The sequence below is a fragment of the Acinetobacter sp. 802_lipA genome (assembly GCF_058242885.1).
In genome coordinates, this window is sequence record NZ_JBZAYP010000001.1 from 2,365,635 (window position 1) to 2,379,728 (window position 14,094).

Below are 14,094 nucleotides of genomic sequence, written 5' to 3' on the forward strand. Positions count from 1 at the left end.
CACTATGGTGTGCATTTATGGAATTTCATTTTCTTCTTCAAACTCAGGCTTCACTTGAACAATGAAGTCTTGACGGTTTAAGCCACGCCATAAAGCAAAAGCTGTACCGATGTAGATTGAAGAGTAGGTACCCACAAAGACGCCCACAAACATTGCAACGGAGAACCATTTAAGGCCATCACCACCGAGGATCATCATCGAGATCACCACCAACAATAAAGTCATTGAGGTGTGAATGGTACGACGTAGGGTCTCAGTTAAAGCGATGTTGACGATCTCTAAAGGCGAAGCGCCACGAATCTTACGGAAGTTTTCACGAATACGATCCGAAACGACAATGTTGTCATTCAATGAGAAACCAATCAGAGCCAGAATTGCAGCCAATACAGTTAAGTCAAATGGCCACTGCATCATGGCAAAAATACCGATGGTGACCACCACGTCATGGAACAAAGACAGTACAGCACCCATCGCCAGTTTGAATTCAAAGCGAATCGTTACGTAGACCAACATCAGCAGTAACGCTAAAGCCACAGCACCCGCTGAGCGAATGTAGAGTTCATTCCCGACTTGTCCACCCACCACATCAACTTTGTTAACTGAAGCAGAGTTACCCGGTAGCTGTACAGCTTGGGTAATGGTTTTGGTTAAGTCTTCTGCGGCTGTGTCTTCTTGTACAGGCATACGCACAATCAAATCACGATCTGAACCAATGGTTTGTACCACAGGGTCATGAAAGCCAGCTTTGGTCAGTGCAGCAGAGACATCGGCCGACTTCACGGGTTTGCTATAGTTCAATTCGGCAGAAATACCACCAGTAAAGTCCAAACCTAAGTTAAGACCCTTGGTGAAAATAAAGAATAGGCTGCCAATGGTTAAGACAATAGAAAGAATGGCTGCAGGCAGCGCAATCTTCATAAAATCAATTACACGTTCATCATCTGGACGGCCGTATTTTTTTGAATCTTGTTGAGTCACATCAGTCATCATCGATCTCCTTATATGCTCAACTTTTTCAAGTTACGTTTTTTGCCATAAATGAGCTGTACAATCGCACGTGTTACTGTAATAGCAGTAAACATAGAGCAGATAATACCGATCATTAAGGTCACAGCGAAGCCTTTAATTGGACCTGTACCGATAGCAAATAGGATAAACGCAACCAAGAATGTGGTTAAGTTTGAGTCGAAAATGGTGTTATAAGCACGGTCATAACCCGCCACAATGGCTTGTTTGGGTGATGCTCCCCACTTCATTTCTTCACGTATTCGCTCACAGATCAAGACGTTGGCATCGACCGCCATACCAATGGTAATCACGATACCCGCAATACCCGGCAGGGTGAGGGAAGCACCAATCCATGACATGACGGTTAGAATCATGGCTAAGTTGAAGACCAAGGCAAAGTTAGCAATTAAGCCAAAGAGACGGAAGAAGACTACCATCCAAATTGCGACTAGTAAGAAGCCGATTTGAGTTGATAGCACACCTTTATCAATGTTTTCTTGACCGAGGCTTGGACCCACTACACGTTCTTCAACAAAGTACATTGGCGCAGCAAGTGCACCAGCACGTAGCATTAGTGCAAGTTCAGACGCTTCTTGAGGTGAATCTAGACCCGTGATACGGAATTGAGAGCCGAGGACTGCTTGAATGGTTGCAGCGTTAATCACGACAGACTCTGCATAGGGTGTACGGACTTCAGTTTGCGCACCAGTGGTAGGATCGGTGATATAGCTAATACGTTGTTTATTTTCAATGAACAACACAGCCATACGCTTACCCACCGCATTCCGGGTTGCATCGGCCATCAGTTTGCCACCTGCTGTGTCTAATGTAATGTTTACCTCAGCACCGCCAGTGTCTTGGCTAAAGCCACTTGATGCGTTTTGAACACGTTCACCCGTTAAAATACGGTTACGGTTTAAAAGTAATTCACGTCCGCTGTCTAAAGACTGATAGGCAAAAAGTTCGGTTCCTGGTGGAAGCGGTTGACCATTGCTCTTGCCCGTATAAGGGTCAATCACTTGGTCATTTTGGTCAGAGACCAAACGGAACTCTAGGTTTGCTGTACGACCCAAGACACGTTTTGCTTCAGCAGTGTCCTGAACACCTGGGAGCTCAACCACGATGCGGTTACTACCTTGTGTTTGTACCAAGGCTTCTGCCACACCTAACTCGTTAATACGGTTACGTAAAGTGGTTAAGTTTTGGTTCACGGCATAAGATTGAATTTCTTGGCGGCGAACATCGGTATAGGTTAAGCGTAAGGTTGAACCTGTCGCAGTTGCGACCGCTTGCTGATTAAACTCATTACCATTGCTACGTAAGTAGTCTTGAGCCGCAGTACGATCATCATTGTTGGCGAACTGAACGGTAATGGTGTTGTTGTTTAATGCAAGGCTGTTAAATTTAATTTTGTTGTCACGGAACTGACGACGTAAATCTGTCGCAGAGGTTTCCATGCGCTGAGCAATCGCTTTATCCATATCCACTTCTAATAAGAAGTGAACACCACCACGTAAGTCCAGACCGAGCTTCATTGGTTTTGCACCAATTTTTTGTAGCCACTCTGGCGTGGTTGGTGCCAAGTTCAACGCGACAACATAGTCATCACCAAGGCCACGACGTAACGCTTCTTTGGCTTTTAATTGTGCTTCGCTAGAGTCAAGACGTAACAGTGCAGCATTATTGCTAAAACTGTTGTCATGGCTTGAAATGCTTTCAGATTTTAAAATCTGCTCTGCTTTTTGTACGATGCTTTGGTCAATTTGGGTACCAGCTTTGGCACCAGAAATTTGAACCGCAGGCTCATCCGGATACAAACTAGGCAGGGCATATAATGTACTGATCGTCAAAACCACGAGAATCAGTAGATATTTCCATGCTGGGTAACGCATTTGTTTTCTTCTTAAAATGAAAAAAGTCGTGCGGATGCACGACTAATTTTTTTGATTAAAGGTTATTTAATGTGCCTTCAGGAAGAACTGAAATCACACTTGCGCGTTGGATTTTTACGTCTACACCACGGCTCAGTTCAACCACTGCAAAGTCACCTTCGAGTTTAGTGATTTTACCCATGAGGCCACCAGCAAAAACAACTTCACTGCCTACACCAAGACTTTCAACCAAAGAGCGGTGCTCTTTGGCACGTTTAGCTTGAGGGCGCCAAATTAAGAAGTAGAAGATTGCAATAAAAACAGCAATCATCAATAAGTTTGCGACCATACTTGGTTGTTGTGCAGCTTCACCCGCTGCGTGAGCTGTAGAAATAAAAAGGCTCATTTCAAATTCCTAAACTAAAAAAACGGTGACCAACGAATTGATCATAAATAGACTTGTTCTGCAATTTACCTTGTCTTTTTACCAAGCGCAAATGCTCACAACAATTAATCTTGGGGGCAAGGTGGAACTTCTAAACCACGACGTGCATAAAAATCTTCAACAAAGGCATCAAAGCGATCATTATCCAATGCATCACGAATGTCTTGAGTGAAGCGTTGGTAGTAACGTAAGTTGTGAATAGTACCGAGCATTGAACCCAGCATTTCACCACATTTTTCCAAATGGAATAAATAAGCGCGAGTAAAGTTGGTACAGGTATAACAGTCGCAGTGTGGATCAAGCGGACTTTGATCATGACGGTATTTGCTGTTACGGATACGTACTAAACCATCGGTCACAAAATAATGTCCATTTCGGGCATTACGTGTAGGCATGACACAGTCAAACATGTCGACGCCACGGCGGATGCCTTCTACGATGTCCTCAGGTTTACCCACGCCCATCAGGTAGCGCGGTTTGTCTGCTGGCATTTTTTCTGGAAGATAATCCAGCACTTTAATCATTTCTTCTTTCGGTTCGCCGACGGACAGACCACCAATGGCATAACCGTCAAAACCAACTTCAAGCAAGCCTTTTAAAGACTCATCACGTAAGTCTTCATACATACCACCTTGAATAATGCCGAATAGCGCATTTTTATTTTCAAGCACATCATGATGCTGAGTCTTACAACGCTTTGCCCAACGCAATGACAATTGTAGAGACTTTTGCGCTTCTTCATGCGTTGCAGGATAAGGCGTACATTCGTCAAAAATCATCACGATGTCAGAGTTCAATGTATGTTGGATGTCCATTGAGATTTCAGGAGACAAAAATACTTTAGAACCGTCAATTGGAGAGCGGAACGTTACGCCATCTTCTTTAATTTTACGCATCGCGCCCAAACTGAAGACTTGGAAGCCGCCTGAATCGGTTAGAATGGGTTTATCCCACTTCATGAATTTATGCAGACCGCCGTGCTCTTTAATCACTTCAAGGCCAGGGCGTAGGTAAAGATGGAAGGTGTTGCCTAAAATAATTTGCGCTTTGATGTCTTCAATATCACGCGGGAGCATGCCTTTCACCGTACCATAAGTACCGACAGGCATGAACACAGGGGTTTCAACCACACCATGCTCTAAAGTTAAACGACCACGACGGGCGCGACCCGACTGACCTAATTTTTCAAACTTCATAAAATATCCTGAACAAGAGCAAAGCACTGCTCTGCTTGCAGTGCAAGAGCGAAAAAACAGTTCGCCGCTAAAAGGAGGCTATTTTCCTTGATTATGCAAATAAACACCAGTGTTGTAACACTTTTAACGCAAAGCTTTTCTGTACGAAATTGTGTGCGGTGACAACGGTTTTGATTTGAGTATGTTGGGGAGAGTGGGAGATGAATTGCCGTGGCATAGCAAGCGATAGCTGCCAGAAGTGAAGTAAATGTAGATATTAAAAAAGGCAATCAAAATGAGTGCCTTGGATGTGTTCTTTGTGTTAGCGCGATCTTTTTAGTTGAAATTGGGACGGTAATCAAAATTTTGCAGCGCAGCAGCGTCACGGAATGGACGCACAGCTTTTTTACCGACAGTCATGGTGTTTACAATGTTGTTGGGAAAGATTTGAATGTGGTTGTTAAACAGTTCGACATTGCGGTTAAAGATGCTGATCGCAGCACCGACATTTTCGTTTTGCTCATGAACTACTCGCAGCTAAAGCAACGAGTTTCTGAAAGCAACTTAAGCTGCAATCATCTCTTTTGACGTTTCATCGGCAATGCGAGAAAGAGTTTTAACACTCTTTTTCGTCTTACGACTACCTCCACGCCCACTAGAGGAAGACATTAAGCCTTTCTCCAACACCGTTCCAGTGTCTAAAATTAATTTTATTGCTCGGCTTTTTATCACTTTGGATGCGTTTTTATCCGCATTATCAGTGTGACCACAACTCACGCATTTAAACTTTTCTTGAGTTTTGCGATTGTCGGGATGAGTGTGACCGCATGAAGCACACTCCTGACTTGTGTAAGCTGCCTGAACCTTAAATACAGCTTTTCCTAAACGAATGGCTTTGTATTTAACATATGCCTCAAGCATATACCAACCAACATTTAGAATTGCTTTATTTAAACCTGCTTTTGCCTTTGCCTTGTTGGGGATAAATCGACCTAATTCATCCTTTTTAGGGTTTGGCTTTTTCGTCATTTTTTGAGTATTTAACTTCTCAAAAATGAATACTTTATTTCGCTCATTGCTTACTAGGCTATGGCTAGTCTTGTGATTGAAATCCTTTCGGATATTGGCTTTCTTAGCGTGATGGATCGCAATACGGTGCTTGGTTTTAGCTCTACGGTTTGACCCTTTTTGCTGTTTGGCTAACTTGCGCTGTAATCGTTTAATGTAGCGCTCAGCTTTGGTTAGATGGTTCTTTTGTTCCCTGGTAAAATCAAATTCTTGCGCTGGTGTACAAACAGGGATTGCCACGCCACGATCAATACCAACAACGTGCTTATTTAGTTCATTGGCATCAGTATCACTTAATAATGCTAATTGCTTTTCCAGGTACTTATCTTCATTGAATTTTTTGCCATCAAAATCCTCCATCTCAATTCCATCTTCATAGCAGAATGAAACAAAGTATTGACCACGCTCTTTACGGATATAAAGAGATTTTGGCTCATTAAAATCGGCATGTTTATTGAAGCTCAGATAGCCAATATTGTATTTACGACCACCAATTTGAAGTCGTGTTTTACCAAATTGATCTTTCTCGAAAGAGAACAGGTCACGAGTCAGGTAGATGCTACCTTTATCGGTTTTGGCTTTGCGCTTTGGTCGGCCACAAATCCCCTTGGTTGATTTTTTGAGGGTGTTGTACCAATTCACAGTCGAGTTCTTGAGAATGGTACTTGGACATTTATCAAGCCATGGGGTCAGTTCTTCTGACTTAAACTGAGCGTATTTCTGATCTTGAGTATCAAAATACTGCTTAAACGGTGTGAACTTACGAGCAAAACCTCGGAAATACTTATCCTCATCACATTTAGCATTCCAAGCAAATCTCGCACAGCCCATCCATTGGCTCAGAATTAACTTCTGTTCCTCCGTTGGGTATGCTCGAAATTTAATGCCTGAAATCATTACTAAGTGAAGTGTTCTTGCTATTTATATGCTGGAATTTTATACTATCTTTTATCTTAAGTAAATCTAGTATGTGATAAAAATGTATGAGTGGAGAACAGGTAGAAGCTGTATTTTTAAGAATTATGTTCATCTAGTATTTGTAACTAAATACCGTAGAGATGTGCTAACCCAAGAAATGTTAGATTCATTAAAAGAAATAATGAAGGAAACCTGCGAACAAATGGATTGTGAGTTGATGGAGTTTAATGGCGAGGATGACCATGTTCACATGATGGTTAATGTTCACCCTAAAATTGCTATCTCTAATCTAGCTGGAAAACTAAAAGGGAAAAGTTCTTATTTGCTACGAAAAAGCTTTTGGGACTCAATTAAAACAAAGCTATGGGGTAATCATTTTTGGTCGCCTAGTTACTGTGTAGTTTCGTGTGGTGGTGCAAGCCTTGAAACGGTTAAACAGTACATTGAAAACCAAAGACAACCACCATCTGAAATAGCAGTTAAACGCTCAAAAAACCTGAGTGCTAAAAGTGGCTTGACTCGCCCCTAAAGAAGCGAGAATGCGCCACTAAACTTGTTCAAATTTAAGGGTAATCGGTGCTTTCCATGGATGCAACCGATCCAAGATTTCTTGGGCAGTGTCCGCACTCCGAGCAATGCCCCAAAGCTTGTCGATATTATCAAACACGACCTGATTCTTTTTACGTCGAATATGAATAGAATGTTTGATCGTATCGAGAGGCATGTGAGGTTCTTATTTGGGTTGAAGTTGGTCAACTAACATGGCATCGCCATAACTAAAGAAGCGGTACTGGTTTGCAACTGCATGTTGATAAGCCATCAAAATATTATCACGATTTGATAGCGCTGAAACCAACATCAAGAGAGTCGATTCAGGCAGATGGAAGTTGGTGATAAGACGATCCACCACTTTGAACTCATAACCTGGGTAGATAAAAATTTGGGTATCTCCAGTCCAAGCTTTGAGTTCACCATCATGTGCCTGCGCTGCACTTTCAACCGCACGTGTCGCTGTCGTTCCGACAGAAATGACTTTATTACCACGCGCTTTGGTTTGACGAATAAGCTCAACTGAATGCTCAGGAACATCACACCATTCACTGTGCATAATGTGATTGGCAATGTCATCGGTACGTACAGGCAGAAAGGTACCAGCACCCACGTGTAAAGTGACAAAGGTTTTCTGAATACCTTTGGCTTCAAGTTGATCCAACAGCTTTTGGTCGAAGTGTAAGCTTGCGGTAGGTGCAGCGACACTGGCTAACTTGGTTGGATCATTAAATACTGTTTGATAACGCTCGGTATCAATGGCTTCAGCTTCACGGTTGAAGTAGGGAGGGATCGGAAGTTGTCCGTATAATTCCAGCACCGTTAAAATTGGCTGGGAAAACTCCACAATAAATAAATTTTCATGACGACCTAGTATAGTGATTTTAACGGCATCTGGGCCAATAAAGAGCTCAGCGCCTGCTTTGGGTGTGTTACTAGCTTTGATGTGGCAGTGTGCAATAAATACATCTTGCATGCGTTCTACCAGAACCTCGACAGCTCCACCGCTGGCACGTTTGCCTTTGAGGCGTGCTTTCATCACTTTGGTGTCATTTAAGACCAGTAAATCACCTGCATTGAGCAAATCTAAAATGTCGGTGAATTGAAAGTCATGATGCTGACCTTGAGCATCGAGGTGTAACAGTCGAGAAGCACTACGCGTGTCTAAAGGGTAACGGGCAATGAGTTCATCAGGGAGGTCGAAATTAAAATCAGAAAGTTGCATGATCGGAAAGCAGCGTCAAAATAAGGGAGGTCAAAATTGCGCTTAGTATATGCGTTTTTGCAGAAAAACGCTGAAATTGCACAAATATAAAGCTAAAAAATCAAATATGACTTAAAAATAGCCAATCACTATCAACTTGCGTTGACAAGTTTTTCAAAAAGTTTAATATACGCATCAACACCTTCCCGAGGTGGTGAAATTGGTAGACGCGGCGGACTCAAAATCCGCTGTCAGAGATGACGTGTCGGTTCGAGTCCGACCCTCGGGACCAAGATATTAAAAAACCCAAGCATATTCAGTCTTGGGTTTTTTATTGCCTGAAATTTAAGATTTGAATCAAATCGCCATAAAACATTACAGATGACTTAAAGCAATTGAATGTTTGTTGCGGGTTTGCTTAATTATGTCCTCATATGATGGACTCACAATTTTGTTTTAATCCTTCTGATAAATAACGAGTTTTCTAAAAAGAGAAAGTAGTCACAATATAAAATTCTGAAATAATTAATTTTTTTTTAAATGCCACGCTTGTATTGTTGTATTTTTATATTGTTTTAATGTTGAAAATTTGCTAATAAATACAAGTAAATAATAGGTTTGTGCCGAAAATCACAAAAGATGAGGCAGAAATGGGTATTCAATTGCTAGATATCGGGTCTGATACAGAACAGTTAAGTGCTTGTCACTTATCTTTATTGTTGGGCGTGAACAGTAATGACAATAAAATTAAGAGCTTTCTCAAATTTGCGCGAAAAATTTTAGGTGCAGATGCCGCAATTTTAACGTTTAGCAATGAACCTTATAGTTGGTATGCGGGCAAACACGCATTCAATGCTTTTCAGTTACCCGCTGCAGCCAATTTTGCTACTCATTTTGAAGGGGAGATTGCGATTGATAGCCTGCATTCCCATTATCATCATCTTTCTCAGCAGGTGAGTGCTTTAGGGTTTAAACATCAGCGGATCATCGCATTGGATTTAAAGGTATCGGATAAATCTGTAGGGCAAGTGATTTTCTTTGATGAACAGTTGGACGCTTTTACGCAAGATGCTGTAGAAAATGTCTATGAACTGGCCTCTGGGTTTCTTAATCTGCTGCATTTACGCATGGAAAATGCGGAGCTCAAAGAGTTATATGAACAACAGGTGGCTATGAATGTCAGTAAAACCAAATTTTTCCAAATTATTGCACATGACTTAAGGGCGCCTTTTCATGGCTTAATTGGTTTCTCAGAAGTGTTGGCTGAAGAGCGCGAAAGTTTGGATGAGTCTGGTGTGCAAAGCATTGCAGATTATTTGCATGATACCGCGCAATCGACTTATAGCTTGTTAGAGAGCCTACTGAATTGGGCGATGGCAGAGGGCGGACGTTTTGTTTATCACCCCATCCATTACAAACTTAAGCACTCCTCTCAAATTGTTTTTGATGTGTTGCATGCGTTGGCTATCAATAAAAATATTCAACTGATTGACCGTGTCCCCGATGATTTAAAAATTTTTGCAGATATCAATATGGTGACCTCAGTGATCCAAAACTTGGTCTCAAATGCACTGAAATTTACCCATATGCATGGCGAAGGTGTTGTGACGATTGATGCCAAACAGCGTGATGATTTTATCGATATCTACATTCAAGATACAGGTTTAGGTATGACCTTAGGGCAAATTGAATCTTTGTTTGAACCGAAACTAACCGTTAGTTTTAAGGGGACAGCTGGGGAGAAAGGTACGGGGCTAGGTCTGGTGTTGTGTAAGCGTTTTGTTGATTTGAATAAAGGTGAAATTTCAGTCACATCGAAAGAAGGTGTAGGTTCAACTTTTATCGTCAGCCTGCCCCGTTCGAACAGCGCACATTAAGCATTGTCACTCGAGACATCCCAGCAAGAATTTAGTGAATAATCATACTTTTCTTATAAAATAATTCACCTAATCTCATGATCTGCTGTTATAAATAACCAAAACAATGCGAAAGAGTCGATCATGAATGCTGAGCAATTGCAAAAGACATTGCGCGCAAGTCAATATGCGGAACAAGTCCTATCTATACATCAGGTTTATCTTGAACAAGATTATGCAATTGATCAATTTTCTCAGCCATTGACCACCGAACAAATTTTCGATGTCGTTCAAAACACCTTAAAAGACATCAGTGATGAAATCACGTGGATGCGCACCATCCGAATTTTACGTGCGCGTTTAATGTTTCGCTGGATTTGGCAGGATGCCAATCAATTGATCGATGTGATGACGCTAACGCGTGAGTTATCTGATTTTGCCGATGCAGCCATTTGTGTGGCAAAAGCGTTTGCCTTAGCACCATTGGTGGCTAAACATGGTCAGCCTGTGGGTTATAACCATAAAATTCAAGATTTAATTGTGGTCGCGATGGGGAAGCTCGGTGCACAAGAGCTGAATCTGTCCAGTGATATTGACTTGATTTTTGCTTTTGATGAACAAGGTGAAACTGATGGTCGTAAATGCATAGATGTACAACAGTTTTGCATTTTGTGGGGTCAGAAACTCATTTACTTGTTGGACCATATCACGGCTGATGGTTTTGTCTTCCGTGTGGATATGCGCTTACGTCCTTGGGGTGATGGTTCTGCACTGGCGATTAGTCATGCGGCGCTGGAGAAGTATTTAAGCCAGCATGGTCGCGAGTGGGAGCGCTATGCGTGGATCAAGGCGCGGATTGTAACAGGGGGCAAAGAGGGGGATGAGTTGTTGGACATGACTCGTCCTTTCGTGTTCCGTAAGTATGTCGATTACACCGCTTTTGAAGCCATGCGCGAAATGAAAGCCATGATTGAGCGTGAAGTATTACGCCGCAATATCGAAGATGATATTAAGCTGGGTGCGGGCGGTATTCGTGAAGTCGAATTTATTGTGCAGGTTTTTCAGCTAATTTATGGTGGGGCAAAATTAGAATTACAAGACCGTCAATGTTTAGTGAGCTTACATCATTTGGGCGAAGTGGGTTTGCTGGATGGGCAAGCGGTCAGTGAGCTGGAAGATGCCTACTTATTTCTGCGCCGTGTAGAGCATGCCATTCAAGCTCTGAATGATCAACAAACCCAGTCTTTGCCAACGGAACCAGAACTTAGACAAAGGATGATTGACACCTTGGGTTTTGTAAGCTGGGATGCATTTATTGAACATTTAAATCAAAAGCGCGCCAAAGTCATTTACCAGTTTGAGCATTTAATTAAAGAAAAAGAGCATGACCCTTTCGTAGAAAGTTTTAGTCAGTTAGAAGCGCGGTTAAATGAAGTCTTAGATGCGAATGCAAAAAATCTCATTCATGAATTTTGGAATGGTCATGCGCTAAAAAAGCTGCCTGCAAAAGCGGTGCAGCGTTTAAAAATGTTTTGGCCGCATTTGATTGAAGCGATTTTACAGTCAGATAAGCCGGAAGCCGCGCTGCTACGCCTCATGCCTTTGGTCGAGTCTGTGATGCGACGCACCGTATATTTGGTGATGTTGATTGAGAGTAAAGGGGCTTTACAGCGCTTGGTGAAAATGGCAACCGTAAGTCCATGGATTTGTGAAGAATTGACCCATTATCCAGTACTCTTGGATGAATTTTTGTCCATGGACTTTGAGCTGCCGCGCCGTCAAGATTTGGAAGATTCACTGCGTCAACAGTTGCTTCGCATTGAGCTTGATGACGTTGAGGATTTGATGCGTGTGCTGCGCCTATTTAAAAAATCCAATGTTTTGGCAGTTGCGGCTAGTGATGTCTTGGCTGAAAGTCCGTTGATGAAAGTATCCGATGCCTTGACCGATATTGCAGAAGTTTCGGTCAGTACGACTTTAAATTTAGCCTATCAAATGACGGCAAAGAAACATGGTTATCCGCTCGATGTAGAAGGGCAGCGTTGTTCGATTGATCATTTGGCATTTGCTGTGGTGGGCTATGGAAAAGTTGGTGGGATTGAGTTGGGTTATGGCTCGGACTTAGATCTGGTCTTTATTCATTATATGGATGAGCAAGCCGATACCGATGGGCTGAAGTCGATCAGTGGATTTGAGTTTGCAATGCGTGTTGCGCAGAAATTTATGTCGTTGATGACCACGCAGACCCTCGATGGTCGGGTTTATGAAATCGATACGCGCTTACGCCCATCGGGTGAAGCTGGGGTCTTGGTCACCAGTTTAAAAGCCTTTGAGCAATATCAGTTGAAAAATGCATGGGTCTGGGAGCATCAAGCATTGGTGCGTGCTCGTTCGATTGCGGGTGAGCCAAGTTTGCGTGATAAGTTTGAAGCATTGCGCTGTCGGATTTTGACGCAGCCACGAGATGAAGAAAATGTACGCGCAGAAGTGCTGAAGATGCGTCAAAAAATGAAAGACCATTTGGGTTCTTCTAAAGAGCAACAAAAAGATGGAATTTTTCATTTAAAACAAGACGCAGGTGGTATCGTCGATATCGAATTTATGGCACAGTATGCTGTGTTGGCATGGAGCGGATCTCATCCAGATCTTGCCCATTATTCCGACAATGTACGAATCCTTGAAGACGCCGCAAAAGCCAGTTGCTTATCCAGTGACGATGCGACTGCATTGATTCAAGCTTATCTCAGTGAACGAGCCGAGAGCCACCGTTTAGCCCTTGCGAATCAATCCATGCAAGTAAATGCTGCGGACTGGCGCGATACCCGAGTGATCGTTTGCAAATTATGGCAAAGATTAATTGATCCAAGCTCAATCGTGAGCATTGGGTAACATGACTGTGTATATAAATTTGGAGTGTGTGTCATGAATTTGGCTGATCGTGATGGTTTTATTTGGCAAGATGGACAATTGGTTGACTGGCGTGAGGCAAAAACTCACGTATTAACACATACCTTGCACTACAGCATGGGTGTGTTTGAAGGTGTCCGTGCCTATGAAACACCGAATGGCACGGCTATTTTCCGTTTAAAAGAACACACTAAGCGTTTATTGAACTCTGCAAAAATTTATCAAATGAAAGTCCCATTTGATCAAGCAACACTAGAGCAAGCTCAAATTGATGTGGTTCGTGAAAATAAATTAGCGTCTTGCTACTTGCGTCCAATTATTTTTATTGGTTCTGAAAAATTAGGTATTGCTGCAACAGACAATACCATTCATGCGGTGGTTGCTGCGTGGAGCTGGGGTGCGTACCTTGGTGACGAAGCAATGGCGAAAGGTATTCGTGTGAAGACCTCATCATTTACTCACCATCATCCAAACGTGACGATGTGTAAAGCAAAAGCGTCAGGTAACTATACCTTGTCGATTTTGGCTCACCAAGAGGTGGCACATTCAGGCTATGACGAAGCAATGTTGCTCGACCCTCAAGGTTATGTATGCCAAGGTTCTGGCGAAAACGTATTTTTGGTGAAAGATGGTGTTTTACATACACCTGACATCGCAGGTGGTGCACTTGATGGCATTACGCGTCAAACCATTATTACCATCGCAAAAGACTTGGGCTATGACGTGGTTGAGCGCCGTATTACACGTGATGAATTCTACATTGCAGATGAAGCATTCTTTACAGGTACAGCTGCTGAAGTGACGCCTATTCGTGAGTATGATGACCGTGAAATTGGTTCAGGTACGCGTGGTCCTATTACTGAACAAATTCAAACCACATTCTTTAATGCGGTTAAGGGTAAAGACCCGAAATATGCACACTGGTTAACTTATGTAAAATAAGTAATTAGGTGGAAAAGGGCTCTTCGGAGCCCTTTTTTGTTGGTCTTCAGTTTAGTCATCGATACCGAAAATATCTCGAGTGTAGAGTTTATTTTGGACGTCATTTAGTTCTGATGTTTGACGATTGCTAATAATTAAGTCAGCTACTTGC

At 42.4% G+C, this 14,094-nt stretch carries 11 protein-coding genes, 1 tRNA gene and 1 pseudogene; 5 read left to right on the top strand and 8 right to left on the bottom strand.

The genetic code is table 11. The features are described 5' to 3' along the window. Window positions 1-15 precede the first annotated feature (15 nt). The 6 genes and pseudogenes from secF to AC4CU3_RS11750 all read right to left on the bottom strand — a co-directional run bounded on the left by secF (window position 16) and on the right by AC4CU3_RS11750 (window position 6,464). Window positions 16-990 (bottom strand): protein translocase subunit SecF, encoded by a 975-nt coding sequence (gene secF, locus AC4CU3_RS11725; protein ID WP_005401700.1) that lies wholly within the window; start codon window positions 988-990, stop codon window positions 16-18. A gap of 8 nt (window positions 991-998) precedes the next feature. Next, complete coding sequence (gene secD, locus AC4CU3_RS11730; RefSeq protein ID WP_178928277.1) at window positions 999-2,900, bottom strand: protein translocase subunit SecD; 1,902 nt, start codon at window positions 2,898-2,900, stop codon at window positions 999-1,001. A 55-nt stretch (window positions 2,901-2,955) separates the two neighbouring features. Next, window positions 2,956-3,285 (bottom strand): preprotein translocase subunit YajC, encoded by a 330-nt coding sequence (yajC, locus tag AC4CU3_RS11735; protein ID WP_004697692.1) that lies wholly within the window; start codon window positions 3,283-3,285, stop codon window positions 2,956-2,958. 104 nt (window positions 3,286-3,389) lie between these two features. Beyond that, window positions 3,390-4,520, bottom strand: coding sequence for a tRNA guanosine(34) transglycosylase Tgt (gene tgt / locus AC4CU3_RS11740; protein ID WP_004697695.1), 1,131 nt, complete (start codon window positions 4,518-4,520; stop codon window positions 3,390-3,392). Between the two features lie 315 nt (window positions 4,521-4,835). Continuing rightward, window positions 4,836-5,027 (bottom strand): annotated as a pseudogene (locus tag AC4CU3_RS11745) (LemA family protein); the annotation flags it as partial. A 36-nt stretch (window positions 5,028-5,063) separates the two neighbouring features. Then, window positions 5,064-6,464, bottom strand: coding sequence for an RNA-guided endonuclease InsQ/TnpB family protein (locus AC4CU3_RS11750; protein ID WP_058951639.1), 1,401 nt, complete (start codon window positions 6,462-6,464; stop codon window positions 5,064-5,066). A gap of 82 nt (window positions 6,465-6,546) precedes the next feature. Between AC4CU3_RS11750 and tnpA the strand changes: the two genes are divergently transcribed. Continuing rightward, on the top strand, window positions 6,547-7,014 hold the full coding sequence (tnpA, locus tag AC4CU3_RS11755) for an IS200/IS605 family transposase (RefSeq protein WP_010327522.1): 468 nt from the start codon (window positions 6,547-6,549) through the stop codon (window positions 7,012-7,014). Between the two features lie 18 nt (window positions 7,015-7,032). Here tnpA and AC4CU3_RS11760 read toward each other — a convergent pair whose 3' ends face one another. Together AC4CU3_RS11760 and queA are read right to left on the bottom strand one after the other, a co-directional pair. Next, window positions 7,033-7,209: a hypothetical protein gene (locus AC4CU3_RS11760; RefSeq protein WP_010327521.1), complete on the bottom strand. Its 177-nt coding sequence runs from the start codon at window positions 7,207-7,209 to the stop codon at window positions 7,033-7,035. A 9-nt stretch (window positions 7,210-7,218) separates the two neighbouring features. Further along, on the bottom strand, window positions 7,219-8,259 hold the full coding sequence (gene queA / locus AC4CU3_RS11765) for a tRNA preQ1(34) S-adenosylmethionine ribosyltransferase-isomerase QueA (protein WP_490738220.1): 1,041 nt from the start codon (window positions 8,257-8,259) through the stop codon (window positions 7,219-7,221). A 184-nt stretch (window positions 8,260-8,443) separates the two neighbouring features. Between queA and AC4CU3_RS11770 the strand changes: the two genes are divergently transcribed. The 4 genes from AC4CU3_RS11770 (at window position 8,444) to AC4CU3_RS11785 (ending at window position 13,943) form a co-directional block, all read left to right on the top strand. After that, window positions 8,444-8,530 (top strand) — tRNA-Leu (locus AC4CU3_RS11770). Window positions 8,531-8,888: 358 nt separating this feature from the next. Beyond that, complete coding sequence (locus tag AC4CU3_RS11775) at window positions 8,889-10,115, top strand: sensor histidine kinase (protein WP_201953721.1); 1,227 nt, start codon at window positions 8,889-8,891, stop codon at window positions 10,113-10,115. Window positions 10,116-10,238: 123 nt separating this feature from the next. After that, window positions 10,239-12,983: a bifunctional [glutamate--ammonia ligase]-adenylyl-L-tyrosine phosphorylase/[glutamate--ammonia-ligase] adenylyltransferase gene (gene glnE / locus AC4CU3_RS11780; protein ID WP_490738221.1), complete on the top strand. Its 2,745-nt coding sequence runs from the start codon at window positions 10,239-10,241 to the stop codon at window positions 12,981-12,983. A gap of 33 nt (window positions 12,984-13,016) precedes the next feature. Beyond that, window positions 13,017-13,943, top strand: a complete 927-nt coding sequence (locus AC4CU3_RS11785) for a branched-chain amino acid transaminase (protein ID WP_004983545.1) — start codon at window positions 13,017-13,019, stop codon at window positions 13,941-13,943. Window positions 13,944-14,094: the final 151 nt, after the last annotated feature.

What these genes read in the sequence shown, in the direction of transcription:
- secF (WP_005401700.1), bottom strand. Translation starts at nt 990, where the DNA reads ATGATGACTGATGTGACTCAACAAGATTCAAAAAAATACGGCCGTCCA.
- secD (WP_178928277.1), bottom strand. Translation starts at nt 2,900, where the DNA reads ATGCGTTACCCAGCATGGAAATATCTACTGATTCTCGTGGTTTTGACG.
- yajC (WP_004697692.1), bottom strand. Translation starts at nt 3,285, where the DNA reads ATGAGCCTTTTTATTTCTACAGCTCACGCAGCGGGTGAAGCTGCACAA.
- tgt (WP_004697695.1), bottom strand. Translation starts at nt 4,520, where the DNA reads ATGAAGTTTGAAAAATTAGGTCAGTCGGGTCGCGCCCGTCGTGGTCGT.
- AC4CU3_RS11750 (WP_058951639.1), bottom strand. Translation starts at nt 6,464, where the DNA reads ATGATTTCAGGCATTAAATTTCGAGCATACCCAACGGAGGAACAGAAG.
- tnpA (WP_010327522.1), top strand. Translation starts at nt 6,547, where the DNA reads ATGTATGAGTGGAGAACAGGTAGAAGCTGTATTTTTAAGAATTATGTT.
- AC4CU3_RS11760 (WP_010327521.1), bottom strand. Translation starts at nt 7,209, where the DNA reads ATGCCTCTCGATACGATCAAACATTCTATTCATATTCGACGTAAAAAG.
- queA (WP_490738220.1), bottom strand. Translation starts at nt 8,259, where the DNA reads ATGCAACTTTCTGATTTTAATTTCGACCTCCCTGATGAACTCATTGCC.
- AC4CU3_RS11775 (WP_201953721.1), top strand. Translation starts at nt 8,889, where the DNA reads ATGGGTATTCAATTGCTAGATATCGGGTCTGATACAGAACAGTTAAGT.
- glnE (WP_490738221.1), top strand. Translation starts at nt 10,239, where the DNA reads ATGAATGCTGAGCAATTGCAAAAGACATTGCGCGCAAGTCAATATGCG.
- AC4CU3_RS11785 (WP_004983545.1), top strand. Translation starts at nt 13,017, where the DNA reads ATGAATTTGGCTGATCGTGATGGTTTTATTTGGCAAGATGGACAATTG.